This window comes from Neobacillus sp. BP17 (assembly GCF_059579525.1).
Genome location: NZ_CM184198.1, coordinates 2147779 through 2165022, shown reverse-complemented (window position 1 = coordinate 2165022; position 17244 = coordinate 2147779). Strand labels below are relative to the sequence as shown.

At 38.9% G+C, this 17244-nt stretch carries 18 protein-coding genes and 4 pseudogenes; 6 read left to right on the top strand and 16 right to left on the bottom strand.

Annotated elements, in window-relative coordinates; genetic code table 11:
• Nucleotides 1-3 precede the first annotated feature (3 nt).
• The 10 genes and pseudogenes from AC4QJR_RS10400 to AC4QJR_RS10355 form a co-directional block, all read right to left on the bottom strand.
• Nucleotides 4-165, bottom strand: a pseudogene (locus AC4QJR_RS10400) (ribose-5-phosphate isomerase A); the annotation flags it as partial.
• Between the two features lie 11 nt (nt 166-176).
• Nucleotides 177-512, bottom strand: a pseudogene (locus AC4QJR_RS10395) (DUF3231 family protein); the annotation flags it as partial.
• 78 nt (nt 513-590) lie between these two features.
• On the bottom strand, nt 591-1307 hold the full coding sequence (locus AC4QJR_RS10390) for an SDR family oxidoreductase (RefSeq protein ID WP_496526103.1): 717 nt from the start codon (nt 1305-1307) through the stop codon (nt 591-593).
• A gap of 92 nt (nt 1308-1399) precedes the next feature.
• Nucleotides 1400-1663, bottom strand: a pseudogene (gene yraA / locus AC4QJR_RS10385) (cysteine protease YraA); the annotation flags it as partial.
• A gap of 153 nt (nt 1664-1816) precedes the next feature.
• Nucleotides 1817-2116, bottom strand: a complete 300-nt coding sequence (locus tag AC4QJR_RS10380; protein ID WP_192654929.1) for an iron-sulfur cluster assembly accessory protein — start codon at nt 2114-2116, stop codon at nt 1817-1819.
• A 140-nt stretch (nt 2117-2256) separates the two neighbouring features.
• Nucleotides 2257-3279 carry an LLM class flavin-dependent oxidoreductase gene (locus tag AC4QJR_RS10375; protein WP_496526102.1) on the bottom strand — a complete coding sequence of 341 codons (1023 nt, stop codon included), beginning with the start codon at nt 3277-3279 and terminating at the stop codon, nt 2257-2259.
• 37 nt (nt 3280-3316) lie between these two features.
• Nucleotides 3317-4282: a TIGR03571 family LLM class oxidoreductase gene (locus AC4QJR_RS10370; protein ID WP_496526101.1), complete on the bottom strand. Its 966-nt coding sequence runs from the start codon at nt 4280-4282 to the stop codon at nt 3317-3319.
• A gap of 11 nt (nt 4283-4293) precedes the next feature.
• The gene (locus tag AC4QJR_RS10365) at nt 4294-4641 is read right to left on the bottom strand and encodes an ArsR/SmtB family transcription factor (protein WP_101647966.1); all 348 of its coding nucleotides are present in this window, start codon (nt 4639-4641) and stop codon (nt 4294-4296) included.
• A gap of 234 nt (nt 4642-4875) precedes the next feature.
• Nucleotides 4876-5160 (bottom strand): putative quinol monooxygenase, encoded by a 285-nt coding sequence (locus tag AC4QJR_RS10360; protein ID WP_496526100.1) that lies wholly within the window; start codon nt 5158-5160, stop codon nt 4876-4878.
• Nucleotides 5161-5423: 263 nt separating this feature from the next.
• Complete coding sequence (locus tag AC4QJR_RS10355; protein ID WP_496526099.1) at nt 5424-5942, bottom strand: DJ-1/PfpI family protein; 519 nt, start codon at nt 5940-5942, stop codon at nt 5424-5426.
• A 148-nt stretch (nt 5943-6090) separates the two neighbouring features.
• Here AC4QJR_RS10355 and AC4QJR_RS10350 point away from each other — a divergent pair, with 148 nt between their 5' ends.
• Both AC4QJR_RS10350 and AC4QJR_RS10345 read left to right on the top strand, forming a co-directional pair.
• Entirely contained in the window at nt 6091-6480 is a 390-nt protein-coding gene (locus AC4QJR_RS10350) for a winged helix-turn-helix transcriptional regulator (protein WP_496526098.1), read from the top strand.
• Between the two features lie 180 nt (nt 6481-6660).
• Complete coding sequence (locus tag AC4QJR_RS10345) at nt 6661-7758, top strand: zinc-binding alcohol dehydrogenase family protein (RefSeq protein WP_496526097.1); 1098 nt, start codon at nt 6661-6663, stop codon at nt 7756-7758.
• A gap of 463 nt (nt 7759-8221) precedes the next feature.
• Here AC4QJR_RS10345 and AC4QJR_RS10340 read toward each other — a convergent pair whose 3' ends face one another.
• The gene (locus tag AC4QJR_RS10340) at nt 8222-8353 is read right to left on the bottom strand and encodes a hypothetical protein (RefSeq protein ID WP_496526096.1); all 132 of its coding nucleotides are present in this window, start codon (nt 8351-8353) and stop codon (nt 8222-8224) included.
• A 54-nt stretch (nt 8354-8407) separates the two neighbouring features.
• On the opposite strand from AC4QJR_RS10340, the gene AC4QJR_RS10335 reads away from it, so the two are divergent.
• Nucleotides 8408-8653, top strand: coding sequence for a VanW family protein (locus tag AC4QJR_RS10335; protein WP_285850867.1), 246 nt, complete (start codon nt 8408-8410; stop codon nt 8651-8653).
• Between the two features lie 62 nt (nt 8654-8715).
• Here the strand turns inward: AC4QJR_RS10335 and AC4QJR_RS10330 are convergent, their stop codons facing one another.
• Nucleotides 8716-9291 carry a helix-turn-helix domain-containing protein gene (locus tag AC4QJR_RS10330; RefSeq protein WP_496526095.1) on the bottom strand — a complete coding sequence of 192 codons (576 nt, stop codon included), beginning with the start codon at nt 9289-9291 and terminating at the stop codon, nt 8716-8718.
• 91 nt (nt 9292-9382) lie between these two features.
• Between AC4QJR_RS10330 and AC4QJR_RS10325 the strand changes: the two genes are divergently transcribed.
• On the top strand, nt 9383-10612 hold the full coding sequence (locus tag AC4QJR_RS10325) for a benzoate/H(+) symporter BenE family transporter (RefSeq protein WP_251455856.1): 1230 nt from the start codon (nt 9383-9385) through the stop codon (nt 10610-10612).
• A gap of 95 nt (nt 10613-10707) precedes the next feature.
• Here AC4QJR_RS10325 and AC4QJR_RS10320 read toward each other — a convergent pair.
• Nucleotides 10708-11677, bottom strand: a pseudogene (locus AC4QJR_RS10320) (LLM class flavin-dependent oxidoreductase).
• An 85-nt stretch (nt 11678-11762) separates the two neighbouring features.
• Nucleotides 11763-12137: an ArsR/SmtB family transcription factor gene (locus AC4QJR_RS10315; protein ID WP_496526094.1), complete on the bottom strand. Its 375-nt coding sequence runs from the start codon at nt 12135-12137 to the stop codon at nt 11763-11765.
• Nucleotides 12138-12264: 127 nt separating this feature from the next.
• Between AC4QJR_RS10315 and AC4QJR_RS10310 the strand changes: the two genes are divergently transcribed.
• Together AC4QJR_RS10310 and AC4QJR_RS10305 are read left to right on the top strand one after the other, a co-directional pair.
• Complete coding sequence (locus tag AC4QJR_RS10310; RefSeq protein WP_396953629.1) at nt 12265-12375, top strand: IS3 family transposase; 111 nt, start codon at nt 12265-12267, stop codon at nt 12373-12375.
• 820 nt (nt 12376-13195) lie between these two features.
• Nucleotides 13196-15223, top strand: a complete 2028-nt coding sequence (locus tag AC4QJR_RS10305) for a sigma-54-dependent Fis family transcriptional regulator (protein WP_496526093.1) — start codon at nt 13196-13198, stop codon at nt 15221-15223.
• 266 nt (nt 15224-15489) lie between these two features.
• On the opposite strand, the gene AC4QJR_RS10300 is transcribed toward AC4QJR_RS10305, so the two are convergent.
• Both AC4QJR_RS10300 and AC4QJR_RS10295 read right to left on the bottom strand, forming a co-directional pair.
• Nucleotides 15490-16515: an NAD(P)-dependent alcohol dehydrogenase gene (locus AC4QJR_RS10300; protein WP_375376179.1), complete on the bottom strand. Its 1026-nt coding sequence runs from the start codon at nt 16513-16515 to the stop codon at nt 15490-15492.
• A 23-nt stretch (nt 16516-16538) separates the two neighbouring features.
• The gene (locus AC4QJR_RS10295; protein ID WP_257148553.1) at nt 16539-17225 is read right to left on the bottom strand and encodes an iron-sulfur cluster assembly protein; all 687 of its coding nucleotides are present in this window, start codon (nt 17223-17225) and stop codon (nt 16539-16541) included.
• Nucleotides 17226-17244: the final 19 nt, after the last annotated feature.

Genomic DNA, 17244 nt, shown 5'->3' with positions numbered 1-17244 from the left:
TTCTTACCTACTTAACATGACCACATTTTTTAATTGATCTAAAGTGATCACCAAGTCAGTCATTCCAACAAACAACCCATTTTCAACGACTCCCGGTATCATGTTAAGCATTCGTTCTAACATTTCAGGCTGAACGTGCTCAGGAATTTGGCAGTCAAAAATATAGTTCCCATGATCTAATTCTTTGCCAAACTTTCGTGATCATTGGCAGAGGGAGGTTGTTCCATCCATCCCTTTTCTATTAATAGATTTATACTTATACCATCTTCAGCAATTAAGGCAACTTCGTTAATCATTCGTGCGTAATCTGCCGTTAAGTCTCTTCTTTGTCCCATTGAATCTCGTACCTCTTTAGATTAACAAACTTGACTGAATCCTAACTCCAATACCATTTTCACCATTGTTTTCTGCATTTTAAGATGCACACCACTGATTTTAATTGCGTTAATAGGTCTACGTTTCCCGAACCAACCAGTTAAATAATTTTGCTTCCTAACAAAATCAATCTTTTGTTGAAAACTTATTTCTATTTTAGTTAGAACCGCTGCCTGGCAGGGTGATAAGCTTCAATTCAACATCCATTTAGGCCATTATACTAAGTGGGCTCCACCATCATTAAGAACAGCCGTACCAGTAGTAAAACCATTTTTAGCAAGGTATACATAGGTTTCAGCTATGTCTTCCGGCTTTGCAATCCGTCCAACAGGGAGCTGTTGTGCAATGCCGTTGAACAGTGCTTGCCTCTGATCATCTGGCATTCCTGCATAGATTGGAGTGTCTACAATTCCAGGTGAAACCACGTTTACCCTAATAGGGGCTAGGTCTACGGAAAGTCCTCGAACCAATCCTTCAATGGCTGAATTGATTGCCGCTAACGTAGTAGCGCCTTGAGGAGGACGAACGCCATATACACCAGAGGTTAAGGTGATTGAGCTCTCATTGTTTAAATATGGAAGTGCTGAGCGGACGGTAATATATTGCCCCCAGAACTTACTATCAAACGCCTCTTTAGCACTTGCCACAGGCAATTCGCTAAAGTGCCCCATTGCGCCTTCTCCTGCTGTTACCACAAGGTGGTCAAATTTTCCAACCTTGCTGAAAAATTCTGCTACTTTTTCTTCGCTTCGAAAATCGATTTCATTTCCTTCTACATTGCCACCAAGAACTTGTTTTGCTTCATTTAATTTGGAAACAGAACGGCTGGCAATGATCACTTGAGCTGATTGATCGAGAAACGCTTTGGCAGTTGCTAAACCAATACCAGAAGTACCCCCTAAAACAACTACTCGTTTACCATTTAATGACATAGTAAAACCCCTTTCTTATTAAAACCTTTTTTGTATTGAAATTTATTGTGAAATATTAATTTCTAAAACGATACTATTGAGTACTTACGCTATTATTCAGCTAATAATTTTAAGGATTCACGATTAAAGGCAGGAATGTCATCCGGAAAACGGCTTGTTACAATATTATTGCTTACCACAACTTCTTCATCTTTGTAGTTAGCACCTGCATTTTTGAGATCATTCCTTATTGATTTGAAACCTGTTATGTCGACGCCTTTTAATAGGTCTGTATCAATTAATACTTGTGGGCCATGGCAAATGGCAAAAACAGGTTTACCTTCTTGTATAAATGCTTTTGCAAATTCACGATTTTTTTGCTCATTATGATGAGCCCCCTTATAATTGTAAATGCATCGTTGGTATTATTCTCATTTAACACAATAAATACAGTAATCTACTGTGTTTAGTATATGATACTGCTAGATATATGAAGGTATAAAAACATTTAGTATCTCTCTGTCACGTGTTTAATGATGGTGATGCCCTTTGGAAGAATTCGTGATGTCAAATCCTGCTTGCGGCACATAGAAATACTTGATCCAAACCCCATCTAAAAACGGTTCCCTTTTATCAAGTAAAACATCAATGCCTTTGTCTGTTTTCACAATTTCATCATGGTCCGTGGGCGTATCAAGTTTTACTTCATAATGGGCATGGTCCCCATGGTCCAATGTAACGTAGACACGAACCATTTTCCCTTCAGCCTCTTCACTTTCCAACATTTGTTTCAGCACTTTAGCAGCATTTCGGTTAATTTTGCAGTTCATATCATTGTCTCCTATTCTAACAACTTTTATCTTTTTAATTAAGGAATCCTGTAAACAACCTCATAACCTGATTTCACGGTTTCATCCATATTCAATTCCCTAGAAAAATCAAAAAGGTTTCCTTGCTGATGTCCTCCTTTTTACCTTTCGCTTTTTGTAATTTCTGCCAGAAGCTCGTATGAATGCAGGCGAGCTTTGTGGTCGTAAACTTGGGCAATGGCCATGATTTCATCTGCCTGGCTCTCCTCCAAAAATGTATGCAGCTTGTCCTTTACCGTCTGCTGGCTGCCAACAATCGATGAGCCTAATTGCTGCTCGAGAGCCTTTAATTGGTAGCTGCTGGCCACTTCGGATATGTCATCTACCGGTGGTTGAAGCGATGTAAGGTTGCCACTCATCAGATTCAAAAATTGCTGCTGTATTGTTGTAAAAAGGCGCTTTGCCTCTTTATCCGTTTCTGCTGTAATGATATTCAATGCCACCATCGCATACGGCTTATCGAGAACATTCGAAGGCTTAAACGCTTTGCGATAGATCTGTAGAGCACCCAGAGTGTTAAGTGGCGAGAAATGGGCGGCAAACGCGAATGGCAAACCCAGTTCTCCAGCCAGCTGCGCACTGAAGCCGCTTGAACCCAGCAGCCAGACTGGAATATTCAAACCTTCACCTGGAATCGCTTTTATAGGGTTCCCTTGTGCCAGTGATGGATCAAAGTAACCGCGGAGTTCCGCTAATTGCTCAGGAAAGTCATCTCCGGTACTTCCCAAGTCGCGTCTCAATGCACGAGCGGTCCCCTGATCTGTACCGGGTGCCCGCCCCAGACCAAGGTCAATTCGCCCAGGATATAATGATTCAAGAGTGCCAAACTGCTCAGCGATGACGAGCGGTGCGTGATTCGGCAGCATGATTCCTCCTGAACCAATCCTGATTTTTGATGTACCTGCTGCCACATGGGACATCACCACAGAAGTGGCGGAACTGGCGATAAACGGCATATTATGATGTTCTGCGAGCCAAAAACGGTTGTAACCAAGTTTTTCAGCAAGCTGTGCGAGTTCCAATGTATGGCGGAAAGAGTCAGCAGGAGTACTTCCGGCTGTTATCGGTGAAAGATCAAGTACCGAGAATGGAATTTCGTTTAGTTTATTTGCATGTTTAGACATAAGTTCATCTTCTTCCCAATCTAATTTTTTTAAAAAACTAATCTAATACTGGAATTTTATGCGTCGGAAAGTAAGGCAACACAAACTCTCCAAGCTCCTGGATGACTTCCTCGGGAGGGCGCTTTGAAAAATACAATACAAATGCCAGGTGATTGACACCAATGGATTGAAATTGATATAGAATTTCTAATAACTGTTTGCGCCCTACACGAAATCCTAACGGAATCGGAACAGGAAACGAATCGGCATTTTCCGATAAATCGATAAATAAAGTCTGAGTGAAAGGTTTAAACACTCCTGGAGCGTGAATTTCCGACAACTCGCGATATTCGTTAATCAATTGAGTTTGTTGTGGGAAAATCCTCGGGTACTGGATCCAGCCGTCCCCATTCTGGGCAATCCATTCAATCGATTGATTGCTGAATCCTGTCACCATGGTCGGAATCGAAGAAAAAGGTTTGGGGATCATTCTCATATCCGTTCCATCGATGATGCCTAAATCGCTGTTGATTGTCGGATTGTCCTCCTTTAACAGCCGTTCAAGGGATGCATAATTCTTTTTAAACAGCCCTCCACTTTCCAGCTTGGATATTCCCAAAGCTGTGAAATCTTTATCCCGGTCTCCTGAAGCCACTCCCATGATCAGGCGTTCAGGAAACAACCGGTCAATAGATGATGCTTCCTTTGCCACTCGGACAGGATGGCGCAGCGGGAGGACCACACTCGCCGTCCCAAGTGCAATATCCTTGGTATGGGCCGCAAGATAGGTCAAATAAATCCATACATCATACATTTGACCATTATCATCAATATTCAAATTCTGAATCGTAACGTCACGAAGCCACAATGCCGCGAAACCATGGTTTTCAATTTTGCGGGCAAGCGACAGCTGATTTTCCATAATCGGATATTTGGACATCCTTGCCGTCGGAATCGCGAAACCAAGCGTCATTTTATCCTGTTGGTACAATCTGTTAAATGCTCGATGCTGTAATAAACTCACTTCAATTCTCCTTATATTTTTGTACCAATGTATTTTTCGAACTTTTTAATCGTCTCCTCATTACGGCGATAATACGTCCATTGTCCGATTCGCTTCATTTCAACCAGTCCGCTTTGCAGCAGAATCGATAAATACTGTGAAGTAGTGGATTGCGAAATCCCGGCCTTGCTTCGGATATCCCCTACGCAAACCCCGCCTTCAAATCCTTCATCAGCAATAATATGGGCTTGCGGTGAAAAATGACTGTCGGGATCTTTTAACATTTGAAGAATGCTCACCCTCGTCTGGTTCGACAATGCCTTAAAAATTTCAACGGCTTGTTCATCATTTAAGCGTTCCAATTCCTGCTTCAATGTCATTTGCCTCTTTCTATATCGATTATCACTATCCCAATGGAAGCTGGATAGATGATCTGAAAGCATCACGCCAAATCGGTAATTCGCGATATTACTATATTAGCCATCTGGTCCGTCCAAATCAAAAGATTTGTTTCGAAGGAGATACGGCGAAAAACTCCCATCTTAAAAAAGACGACTAAAAAACCTGCATATAACAGGTTTTTCCGACGGTTCCGCCACTCAATCTTTGTGAACTTATTCCATTATTTTTAGCTTATACACTTCTCTATTTGATACAAGGTCTGCAATATTGTTCCTGTATTCCTGATAATGAGCCGACTGAATATGGTGTTCCAGCGCTTCCTCATCCTTCCACACTTCATATAAAACAAAAGTTTGGTCTTCAGATTGGTGCAACTCATACTTTATACAACCCGCCTCTTCCCTTGATGCAGCTTGGACCTTTTTGAGTTCTGATAATAGTTGCCCCTGCAGGCCTTCTTTTGGTTTTAATACAGCAGTAATGACAATATGCTCCATTTTCATCCCCCTTAATAATGAATAGTTTGTCTTTCTTTTATAAAGTTTTTAAGGTGGCGGTGGAGTTTATGTCCCTCCCAGCATCGTGTAAAAAATATACCTTTAAAAGACGACCTAGTAAAACTTTATAAATATCGTAACACGGTTCATATTGAATCAGAGTTAATTTTTGGTGTATTTTTCTTACATTTGGATAGCCGAAAGCCTACGAATTAATTCCGCAGGCTTTCGATTATATGAAAATTCAGGGAGGAAATGTAGAATTAGCTTAATGCTTTTACTAAAGCTTCTCCAAATTCTTTAGCGCCATCTGGACCATCACCAGTGATAATATCATCATGAGCAACAACATGTTTTTCAACATATGTTACTTTATTCGCTTTTAATTGGTCTTTTTGTACATCTACTGGATAGCAAGTTGCTTCTCTTCCATTAAGTAAACCCGTTTTAGCTACAGTAACCGCACCTGCACAAATTCCTGTTACAAGAACTTTATTAGTATACGCTTGTTTCAAGTAGTCTTGTAATTCTTTATTTTCCCATAGATGATCGTTCGTACCAGATCCACCAATAACAGAAACAACATCATAGTCAGAAGCAAAAACGTCTGAGAAAATGACCTCAGCAGTTGCTTTACCTTCATAATCCCCTATGATTTCACCTGTTTTTGTACTTGCAATTGTCACATCAATTCCGTTGCTTTCCAATTCCGCTTTTGGTTGAAATAATTCGTCTTCATTGAAACGTTCTGGTGGTATAATTAAAAGTGCTTTTTTACTCATTTGTAGTTCCTCCTCATTAATGAAAAAGATTTGCCGGTAAGACGACCATTTCATTCTACTGCTTGTTTTCTTCACTGTGAAGAATGCACTTTTTTGTAAGTAGGTTACCGACAGGTTACAAATGATACAAATAAGGAGGTAAGAATTTATGCCTGATACATTTAGAGATGAAGTTAAAGAAAAGATCATAAATGGTGATTATAATTGTGAAAAAGAACTTACCTTATCAATTATAAGTGGTAAATGGAAAATTGTTATTTTATGGCATTTGGGGGTAGAAGGACCACATCGATTCAGTGATCTCCAAAGGCTTTTTCCAAAAATATCTCATAAAATATTAACGAATCAATTAAGAGAACTGATGGAAGATGGAATAGTTCATCGCGAGGTTTATCCAGAAGTTCCACCGAAAGTGGAATATTCCATGACTGAATTGGGGATGACTTTACTTCCTATCGTTGAAATGATGTATGAATGGGGAAAAATTCGGATAGCAGAAATCATAAAAGAAATGGATATTTCGGAATTAAACAATTAAGCATAAGCTTACTACAATGTTGCTTTACAAAACCTATTAGAAAAGAAGCACCTTCACTTAACTGTTGAACTATAACCCGAATAATGGACACTTAAAAAAAGTCCCTTATTCGGGTTATTGTGTTCGCTGGACAAAAACCCGTTTATAATCATTTAGAGGAATAACCGGAGGAAATTTAAAATGAGTAAAATTATATTTAACGAGATTCAGATAAAATTATTAGAGAGTAATCCGAATGTGGACCATGTGTCCGAACGTTCTATTTCTTATACACCCGACTTTAAGATAAGAGCTGTAAAAGAGAATTTTAATGGAAAGGGCCCCGCACAAATTTTTATTGAGCAGGGGTTTGACCTTCAAGTTATTGGTTCGGCCATATCGGTCAATCCTGTTGATACAAAGGTACGAGCTCCTAAGGAAAGAGTTGAGGAAGTTCCTAAAATTCTAGGTTGGGATGTAGCAGGAGTCGTCGAAGAGACAGGACCGGACTGTTCATTGTTTCGTCCGGGAGATGAAGTTTTTTATGCTGGCAGTATTGCACGACAAGGAGGAAACAGTGAATACCATCTGGTCGATGAACGAATCGTTGGGCGCAAACCTGTTTCCTTAAGATTTGTGGAAGCCGCAGCTCTTCCCCTAACCTCCATTACAGCTTGGGAAGCGTTATTTACCCGAATGTCTATTTCCCAAGATCCGGGCCCTAACAAAGGAAAGGCTCTGCTGATCATTGGTGCAGCCGGGGGTGTAGGTTCCATTGCCACTCAGCTTGCAAAACAAGCGGGGCTTACTGTAATCGGGACTGCTTCCCGGTCGGAAACTGTTAGCTGGGTTAAATCAATGGGCGCGGACTATACCATTAATCACCATGACCCGCTCCTTCCACAACTTCAAGCAATTGGATTTACAAACGTTCCGTACATTTTTTGCCTTAATGCTTTGGAAAAACACTGGGCCGGTATTACCGAAGCTATTTCTCCGCAAGGAGTTGTGTGCGCAATTGATGATCCAGCCTCTCCGCTGGACCTCAAATTGCTTAAGCAAAAAAGCGTCACCTTCGTGTGGGAGTTTATGTTTACTCGCCCTGTTTACGAAACAGATGATATGATTGAGCAGCATCTATTGCTTAATCGTATTGCTGATGCTGTGGACCATCAAAAATTAAAGACAACACTGGCCGAAGTCCTTGGACCGATCTCAGCAGAAAATCTCCGTCTAGCCCACAAACTTTTGGAGAGCAATAGGACGATTGGTAAAATTGTACTAGAAGGTTTTGTTTAAAAACCTGTTTGCAGAGAGTATAAAAAACAATGAGGTTTCCCGATAAATAGGTGATTCGATAATTGCAATTGGATATAAATATAAAGCCGACTGATCGCAGCCGGCTTTAATTACACAAAGAAACTTTCTTTTACTTATGATATGGTCCAGATGGTACTTCTTTAAAGATACTTCCTATACTGATTGATTCCAACGTTCTATCCCAATCTGAAACACAAAAATAAGATCTTTTTTAGGATATACATTAAACCTAAACTTTGAACTTAGAGTACTCTAGTTTAGGATACTATGTTTAAGGGGTCTCTGCTTGGGTGTTGATGGCTGACCATACTAGAGGCCGCATTATTTAGAATAGCGCATTTCACACCGGATGAACAATACTCGCATTTAAACTCCCAATATAAGCTCTATGTAACCCCACTACGTATTTTTTAAGCATTAACACAAGGAGCACTTCCCGGTCTTACGCTATGTAAGAAGCCGCTAAATTTTGAGGATCCTCAGGTGAACGGATAGAATATTTTACAAACTGTTCCTGCGATTCCTTAATTTCCTGTTTAATTCGTACTACTTCAAAAATTGACATAGATTCCATTTCTCCAAACTCCCTTTCCTTCTTGTTTTTCGTTTTTCCATTTTTTCTTTTGCTTTGCGAAGCGAGTCGGGAATAAATGTGATTCAACGCTCCTCACACAGCAGGGAAGGTTCATACGTTCCTCCTGGACGAGATGCCCAAGTGAGCTGGAATGGGCCTGATTTAATTTTTAAAAATAATTACAACCAGCCTATCCTCATTCAGGCGAAAACACTAGAGGACAAATTGATTGTTAATGATTATTCTTCTGATGTCATTACTTATAGGCCTAAAAATGTTCCATCTCTTCCAAAGGATTGAAATTACATGCCCAAGTGAGGTTGCTTACTTGGGTTTTTATGGAAATTTTAATCTTTGAAGTGTTAAGAAGGATATCTCACCACTACATGTAACACGGCCTCTTCATCACCGATATTCTTATAAAGATGTTTGCTCGCAGCTTCAAACTTAATGGAATCAAACTGTTTGAGTTGGTATACCCTCTCCTCGACTTTAAAGCTGATATTTCCCCTCATTACCGTCACAAATTCCATTGCTCCTTTATGATGCGGCTCCGGCGAGTACATGGCTTGCAGTCCAAGAAATGCTCGATATATTTCCATTGTTGGTCCATCTGTATTCCGAAAAACTGTCTCTACTCTCCATGTTTGGTCTGGCCCATAAATCATAAAGCCCTCTCCACATCTCGAAAGATCGACATGATCGTCCATTACTAAAATTCTTGTTAAAGGGATCGATAACCCTTCTGTAATTTTCCATACAACTCCTAATGTAGGATTCGTTTCTCCCCTTTCAATCTTTCCTAACGTGAGCTTGCTAACACCTGTTTTTTCGGCAAGCTCCTCGAGGCTCAATTTTTGTTCGCTTCTAATTTTCCGAAGCAGCCCGCCCATTTGTTGAATTAATTTTCTTGCTTGTTCATCTTCTAATCCCATCATTAGGTCCTCCATATTTTCGTATATTATTATATACATTTTATCAGTTTTAATATATTATACTATACTGTAGCTTATTTTAGGAGTGAGTACTTTGTGGAAGAAGAATATTGTTGAATTTCCCCGATTATTATCGATTGGAAATATTTCAAATGGTTTTGTGGCCTGGCTATTCGGCGCAACTGGACCATTACTGATTGTTTTACAAGCTGCTTCGAAAGGCCACCTATCTGATTCAGCGATTACATCCTGGATCTTTGCTATTTATGGAATTGGGGGATTGCTATCGATTGGTCTCTCCTTTTATTACCGCCAGCCGATTGGATATGCTTTTTCAATTCCTGGTGCAATTCTTGTCGGAGCATCCTTATCTCATTACACATTTAGCCAGGTAGTTGGTGCCTATCTCGTTACAGGCATCGTCATTTTTCTTTTAGGAATATCTGGAATGATCCATAAATTAATGAAGGTCCTACCTATGCCAGTCATGATGGGAATGGTTTCCGGCGTCCTTCTTCCCTTTGGTACAGATATGTTTCGTTCTGTTCTCGACAATCCCTTGTTAAATGGAATTCCTTTTCTAGTATTTCTTGTTATTTCTTTTTTCGGCAAGCTGTCAAAAAAATTCCCTCCCATTGTTGGGGCTATTCTCACATCTATTGTTTTATTAAAAGTATTACCAGGAATTCAAGTTCATGGTGTATCATTTTCTTTGGCGGTACCGCACGTGGTCTTTCCTTCCTTTAATCTATCTGTGATGGGAGAACTGGTTATTCCGTTAGTGCTTACGGTCATCGCAATACAAAATGCTCAAGGAATTGCTGTTCTGGAGAGTGCGAATTATCTCCCGCCCATTAATTCTATGACGAGTTGGAGCGGGATTGGATCGATTCTTAATGGATTTATGGGCGGCCATTCTGCTTGTATTGCCGGTCCAATGACTGCCTTATTAGCAAGTAAGGAATCTGGATTGAAAGAAAATCGTTATGCCGCTGCAATCGTATTAGGAATTTTGTCATGTTTATTAGCTGTTTTTGCACCAATGGCAGCAGCCGTTCCCCATTTGATTCCCTCCTCATTAATTAAAATGCTGGGGGGGCTGGCCATGATTAATGTCCTGATTGACTCTTTGAAGACGAGCTTTTCAGGGCGTTTTAAAACAGGTGCTTTATTTTCATTTTTGATTACGATTTCTGGAATTTCTCTCTTTCATATCGGGGCACCTTTTTGGGGATTGGTTGGAGGAACCTTAGCTTCCTTCTTCTTAGATCGAACAGATTTAAAAACTTCTGCTTCACAGGATCAAACAACTCAATCGGTTTAATAGTCACAAAAAATGGCTTGGAGTTTCCTCCAAGCCATTTACCATTATTCCCCTTTTGTAATATCTGCCAAAATTTCATGAGAACGAAGGCGGGCTTAGTGATCATACACCTGGGCAATCGCCATAATTTCATCAGCCCCGCTTTCCTCTATAAAGTTCTGAAGCTTTTCTTTCACTGTTTTAGGGCTGCCCACAATAGATAAACCTAATGAATTTTGAAGAGCCTCTATTTCATAGTTGCTTGCCATTTCATGAATGTTATCAACTGGTGGTTGGAACGGCACATCCTTACCACGCATTAAATTCAAAAACTGCTGTTGGAGAGTAGTTGCAAGAAGCTGTGCTTCTTTATCCGTTTCTGCTGCAATCACGTTTAACCCGACCATTGCATACGGCTTGTCCAGTACTTTAGAAGGTTTAAATGAACGTCGATATAAGTTTAGAGCAGGCAGCGTGTTATGTGGTGAGAAATGGCCGGCAAATGCGAATGCAGACCAAGTCCTCCGGCCAGCTGGGCACTAAATCCGCTTGAACCTAACAACCAAATTGGAATATTCAAACCTTCAACTGGAACAGCCTTAACATATTTGTTTCCTTGTACTAAGTCAGGATCAAAGTAACCGCGGAGTTCAGCTAACTGTTCTGGAAAGTCATCTCCAGTACTTCTCAAATCACGTCTTAATGCACGGGCAGTAAGCTGATCTGTACCTGGCGCACGGCCAAGACCAAGGTCAATTCGGCCAGGATATAAGGATTCAAGGGTCCCAAACTGTTCAGCAATCACGAGTGGCGCATGATTCGGCAGCATGATCCCGCCTGAACCTACCCGGATTTTTGATGTACTTGCAGCGACATGTCCTATCAATACAAAAGTGGCAGAGCTGGCGATAAACGGCATATTATGATGTTCAGCGAGCCAATAGCGTTATACCCAAGTTTTTCAGCAAGCTGTGCTAACTCCATTGTATTGCGAAATGAATCAGCTGGTGTGCTTCCGGCCACAATCGGTGAAAGATCTAGTACCGAGAACGGAATTTCATTTAGTTTTTTTATATGGTTAGACATACGTTCATCTTCTTCCTTAATGTTTGATTTATAGAGGATAAATACCTGGGTTAATTAATAGACTTTCTTTCTCCTTTTTTAAGGGCTATATATTCATACCGATGTATTTTTCGAACTGTTTGATCGTTTTCTTATTACGCCGATAATACGTCCATTGTCCAATTCGTTTCATTTCGACTAGCCCACTCTGCAGTAGAATCGATAAATACTGGGAAGTTGTGGACTGTGAGATCCGGGTTTTGCTGCGGATATCACTTACACAAACACCACCTTCAAATCCTTCCACTTTTACAATATGGGCTTGTGTTGAAAAATTATTATCAGGGTCTTTTAGCATTTGAAGTATTTTTATTCTAGTCTGGTTGGACAATGCCTTAAAAATTTCAACGGCCTGTTCGTCATTTAATCGTTCTAATTCCTGATTCAATATCATAAATGATGTCATGATCAAAAGTTTCAATCTTTTTTTACTCTCTAAGCCAATACACTGTCTATTTATCTCCCAAACTTGATAATAATAAAAGGGTTTAGCAAAAGTCTTTTTCTCCTTTGTTTCTTCGTCCTCCGTCTTTTTCCAAAGCCAATATATGAAAGAATTAGACGATTATATTTACTATTACAATCACAAACGAATGAAGGCAAAATTAAAAGACCTGAGTCCATTAGAATACCGAACTCAAGTCTTAAAAGTTGCATAAAAATATTTGTCTAACTTTATTAGGTAAAATCAAATTTACGTTGCCTTTCATTTTTTAAGCAATAGGTAACCTAACCAGGCATTCTTCACTAATTCCTATCCCATTATCAATAATTTTTATAAGTATATTTTCCTTTTCAAGACTCCCAACAGCATCGTTTGAAAGGAGAGGCTCGATGCAGAGCTTTTCAATTAAGAAAAGCGATTTTTATTCAATAGGATTTCGAAGAAAGACTTCGAAGAAAAAGAGCGTACTGTCTCCTTGCGTCAGCATGGAGGCAGTCGGCCTTTTTAGGGGTCCGATGCCCCTAAAAAGCCGCCAACACACTTTTAGTCATTAGGAGCAATGCATAGCGAGCGACACGATTCCTGGCGTAGCCGGGAATTTTCCATGCTCTTAGGTACACTAAAACATCCGATTAACATCTTCCCATTCGTCCAAACAAAGCTACTCCGGTCTGTTGTTGTTTTAGAGGATCCTTCATTAACGCTATCGCGGCAACAACTGCCATAAATGCCTTTTGTGCTGATTCTCAATCCTGAGCAAATTTCTTACTGTCGGGTATGTTCCTATCCTTATTTTTATTTCTTCTCCCACTGCTGAATTTGATGGATGCTGCTGAAGTCGCTGTATAAATTCAAATTTTTTTGAATTTTGTTGAATTTTAGCTTATAATTATTGTCGACTGATTTCATTAAAAATTTACATTGTCCTAATAAACGAATATTTCTAAACAATCCTCTTTTCTTATTTAACGCACTTTATGACAAAAAATGTAAGCGTATACACTATCCCTAATTTTTAAAAGAGGTGATATAGAATGAAAAGTCAATTTATTTCATTAAATGTTAACGAATCTCCAACCGATGAAAAAGTGAGGCTTTCAAAAGTTTGGGAAAATTTTGTTTCCGGAAAAGAATTGGATGTAAAAGTGAGACCTCTAACCCAGCAATCATGGATTCGTTCCTTAGAACATGGTATCAATCCGATAAGAGGAATAGCCCCATTTACTTTAACAGAGGAAAAGATTTTAGAATATAAATCGTCTATGCCTCTTTATTCCATTATAAAACCTATATTTTCAGAATTAAAAGAAGTAGCTATCGACTCAGGTCATCTAGTGGTTTTTTGCAATAATAATGGAGAAATTATTGATTTAGAAGGAGATTCGTTGCTTAAAAGGGCAGCGGAAAGAATGAATTTTACAGTTGGAACTTCATGGTTAGAAAATAATATTGGAACTAATGGTATTGGTACTGCTCTCGCTACAGGTTCTCCTATGCAAGTTTTTGCTAGTGAGCATTTTTGTGAACCCGTCCATAATTGGACATGTTCAGCCGCTCCTATTAGAGATCCTGCAACAAATGAATTTATTGGAGTAATTAATTTAACAGGGGAATGGAGGCTGATACATCCTCACTCGTTGTCTACTGCTATTTCAATAGCACAGACCATTGAAGGGAAACTTCTTAATATACTTGAACTTGAACGGTATAAGTTATTGGACCATTATATTGAATCAAGTATTAGAAACCCAAATAGAGTAACAGCAATACTTGATCGTGCAGGTCAAGTAATAAAGGCTAACCATCTTTTTTATGCAAATGGATGGGTCGAGGACAATAGCAACTGTATAACTGATCTAGAAAATCTAAATTTAATAAATGAGCAAAGATGGCAGTCGAAAAAAAGTGAAGGTTGGTGGTTCGAATTAGTTCCTTTTTATTATAGGAATAAACGAATCGGATCCGTTGTACAGGCTATTTCACCAAAGGTTTCCGCGAAGATTTCTGAAAATAATGTAAAATATTCTTTCTTAAATCTTATTGGTGAATCTAAAGATTTTCAATCTGTGATTTCAGAAGCTCGTACTATTGCAGACCTAAATTTACCGGTACTTATTGAAGGAGAAAGCGGAACCGGAAAGGAATTATTCGCACAATCTATTCATGCTGCTAGTTCTCGTTCTTCAGGACCCTTTATTGCTGTTAACTGTGGGGCAATTCAAAAAGACCTTGCAGAGAGTGAATTATTTGGTTATGAAGAGGGAACCTTTACAGGAGGACAAAAGGGAGGAAGATCAGGGAAATTCCAACAGGCCGAAGGCGGAACTATATTTCTAGATGAAATAGGGGAAATGCCGTTAAATTTGCAAACCATTTTACTACGAGTTCTTGAAGAAGGAGAAATTGTTCGCCTTGGTGGTAAGAAGCCTATAAAATTAAATGTAAGAGTTATTGCAGCTACCAATCGTGATTTAAAAAAAGCTTCACAAGAGGGAACATTTCGTCTTGATCTTTATTATCGACTGAACATTCTTTCGCTACAGATCCCACCATTGCGTGGTAGATCGGAAGATATTCCTCTGCTACTAGACCATTTGTTAAAAAACGTTTGTAGGCAGATGGGACGCCCCCAACTTAAGATCGATAATGAAGCATTACAATTCCTTGAACAATACGAATGGCCTGGGAATGTTCGAGAACTGCGAAATTTCGTTTATAAAATGGTTGTGAAAGTACTAGATAATAATCCAATAACTATTTCTGATCTTCCAAAAGAAATTATTGATCATAAAAACAATAAACAGCATGACTATAATACTTCAAATCATAACAATACTAAATATGGGCAATCTCTCTTAACCCCACAATATGATTCCAAAACTAATATCCAACTTTTAAAAGATCAGGAACTACAGACAATATTAAAGGTGCTTGATGACGTAAATGGTAATGTTAAAGAGGCTGCTAAAAGACTAGGAATACATCGAAGTACAATATACCGAAAGCTCTCGCGTCTTAATGAACTTAAAAATCAAGGGAATGTTACTACGTTTACTACATAAAGTACTTACACGAAAAATGTTGTGAATTATATAAATTTATAAAATAAAAAAATCACAAAGTCATTTCAGAGAAGTGATATTATTCCTTTTGTGTAGACAGTTTAGACCTATGGCTATCCTAGGATTACAGCTGTCATCAGATAAAATTCCTATTCTTTATTTTTTAGAACTTGACATAATCCTGCAGACTTTTCGGTGAATAACTACCTTTTTAGAATTAAGGACAGACGTAATTTCTAGCGTCTGTCCTCAAGAAATGTTCAGTTTTATGGTACTAAGATAGCTCGGCCATTTATTTTACCTTCATGGAGTAATTGTAGAACTTCGTTCACTTGATCAAAAGGAAACTTAGTAGAGTGAAGTTTTACTTTACCTCGACCAAACAGTACCATAAGTTCGTACAATTCGTTATAGTTACCAACTAAGCTACCAACAATGCTATATTCATTATTTATAATATTTAAAGATGGGACGTTTACAGTTCCACCATAACCAACCACAAAATAATGCCCACCCTTTCGAAGCATCTTCATACTATCAGCATGGGTTTGGTCCGATCCCACAAAGTCTATAATGATATCGGGTCCTTTGTCTTCTGTTAATGTTTTTATGTTTGGAATCATGTTATGGTCTGCTTTTACTGCGTTGGATGCTCCTAATTCCAACGTCGCATTTAAACGTGCTTCATCTCTATCAACAGTGATAATGTCAGCGTTTCCAAGTTCGCGCATGATTTGTACACCAATATGTCCAAGTCCGCCCATCCCGATCATCACAACTTTAGTTCCAGGCATAGCTAATGGTGCTGCTTTACGAACCGCACGATAAGCTGTAATGCCTGCATCTGCGAATGGAGCTACATCCGCAGGATCCACAATATCAGGTAATTTAATTAGTGCACGTTCAGAAGTTTTTAGGTATTCTGCATATCCTCCATCAACGGTAAGTCCGGAAAATTTTAATTTTTCACAATGCATATCTTCTCCAGCTCTACAACTCAAACATTTTCCACAACTAGATACAGGATGAAGAATTACTGGATCTCCAACTTTAAAATCAGTAACAGCGGAACCCACTTCATGAACCCATCCAGCATTTTCATGTCCAATAATATGAGGCAATTCAGTTTCTAAGGTTTCAGCCCATACGCCTTCTATTAAATGTAAATCGGTATGACAAACCCCAGCGCCAGCAACTTTAATAATGACATCCGTCGGGTCGGTTATCACTGGATTGGGGACCTCTTCAATAACTAATGGTTTGTTATATTCATATAATCGTGCTGCTTTCATTCATTTCCATCTCCTTTTTCTGATTATTTTGTTTGATAACGTGTATCCAGTAGGCCACGACAATAGATACCATTAAACTCCATTGACATACGTGTTCTTCTAGCTTCTAATAGATAGTCTTTAAGTTCTAACGGTTCGATTCTTTCTCCTGTATGCTTTTTAAAAGCTAAATCATTAGGATGACTACTTAATCCTAAATCTTTATTAAGGGTTAAATAACGATTTAAAACTGCTCTATCTTGAATAGCAGAATGGGATTCTAGTTCATTTATAGTAAGGCTTAATAATTCCTTATCCATTCCAAAGTTAATCAAGTCACGAAGTAGCTTCTCTTGTCTTGCAATATACGATTTGATTTGGAACTTTTTCCGCACTTCATTTAAATCTCCTGATGCCATATCACTAAAAACTTCACTGAATGATTTTCCTTCAGCCACTCCTTTATTTATTGCCTCTGAAGCAGAATGATCTTTAAGATTAAAATTGAAGTTTTTTACCCAGGGAATTTCCATTACTCGATCCCTGATGTCTTCGGCCATTATAAAAGCGAAATTTGGAGAACACCAATAAGTGGGAAGACGCATTGAAACACTGACATTATCTCCTTCAATATTCACTTCATCTATGAAATTCATCTCTACAACAGACTTGTCAAGCTCAGGGTCGTATACTAAATTAAGTTTCTCCATAACTATTTCGTGATGTCGCAATTGGAATTCTCCTTTCCTA

What these genes read in the sequence shown, in the direction of transcription:
- AC4QJR_RS10390 (WP_496526103.1), bottom strand. Translation starts at nt 1,307, where the DNA reads ATGTCATTAAATGGTAAACGAGTAGTTGTTTTAGGGGGTACTTCTGGT.
- AC4QJR_RS10380 (WP_192654929.1), bottom strand. Translation starts at nt 2,116, where the DNA reads ATGAACTGCAAAATTAACCGAAATGCTGCTAAAGTGCTGAAACAAATG.
- AC4QJR_RS10375 (WP_496526102.1), bottom strand. Translation starts at nt 3,279, where the DNA reads ATGTCTAAACATGCAAATAAACTAAACGAAATTCCATTCTCGGTACTT.
- AC4QJR_RS10365 (WP_101647966.1), bottom strand. Translation starts at nt 4,641, where the DNA reads ATGACATTGAAGCAGGAATTGGAACGCTTAAATGATGAACAAGCCGTT.
- AC4QJR_RS10360 (WP_496526100.1), bottom strand. Translation starts at nt 5,160, where the DNA reads ATGGAGCATATTGTCATTACTGCTGTATTAAAACCAAAAGAAGGCCTG.
- AC4QJR_RS10355 (WP_496526099.1), bottom strand. Translation starts at nt 5,942, where the DNA reads ATGAGTAAAAAAGCACTTTTAATTATACCACCAGAACGTTTCAATGAA.
- AC4QJR_RS10350 (WP_496526098.1), top strand. Translation starts at nt 6,091, where the DNA reads ATGCCTGATACATTTAGAGATGAAGTTAAAGAAAAGATCATAAATGGT.
- AC4QJR_RS10345 (WP_496526097.1), top strand. Translation starts at nt 6,661, where the DNA reads ATGAGTAAAATTATATTTAACGAGATTCAGATAAAATTATTAGAGAGT.
- AC4QJR_RS10340 (WP_496526096.1), bottom strand. Translation starts at nt 8,353, where the DNA reads ATGGAATCTATGTCAATTTTTGAAGTAGTACGAATTAAACAGGAAATT.
- AC4QJR_RS10330 (WP_496526095.1), bottom strand. Translation starts at nt 9,291, where the DNA reads ATGATGGGATTAGAAGATGAACAAGCAAGAAAATTAATTCAACAAATG.
- AC4QJR_RS10310 (WP_396953629.1), top strand. Translation starts at nt 12,265, where the DNA reads ATGAAAGAATTAGACGATTATATTTACTATTACAATCACAAACGAATG.
- AC4QJR_RS10305 (WP_496526093.1), top strand. Translation starts at nt 13,196, where the DNA reads ATGAAAAGTCAATTTATTTCATTAAATGTTAACGAATCTCCAACCGAT.
- AC4QJR_RS10300 (WP_375376179.1), bottom strand. Translation starts at nt 16,515, where the DNA reads ATGAAAGCAGCACGATTATATGAATATAACAAACCATTAGTTATTGAA.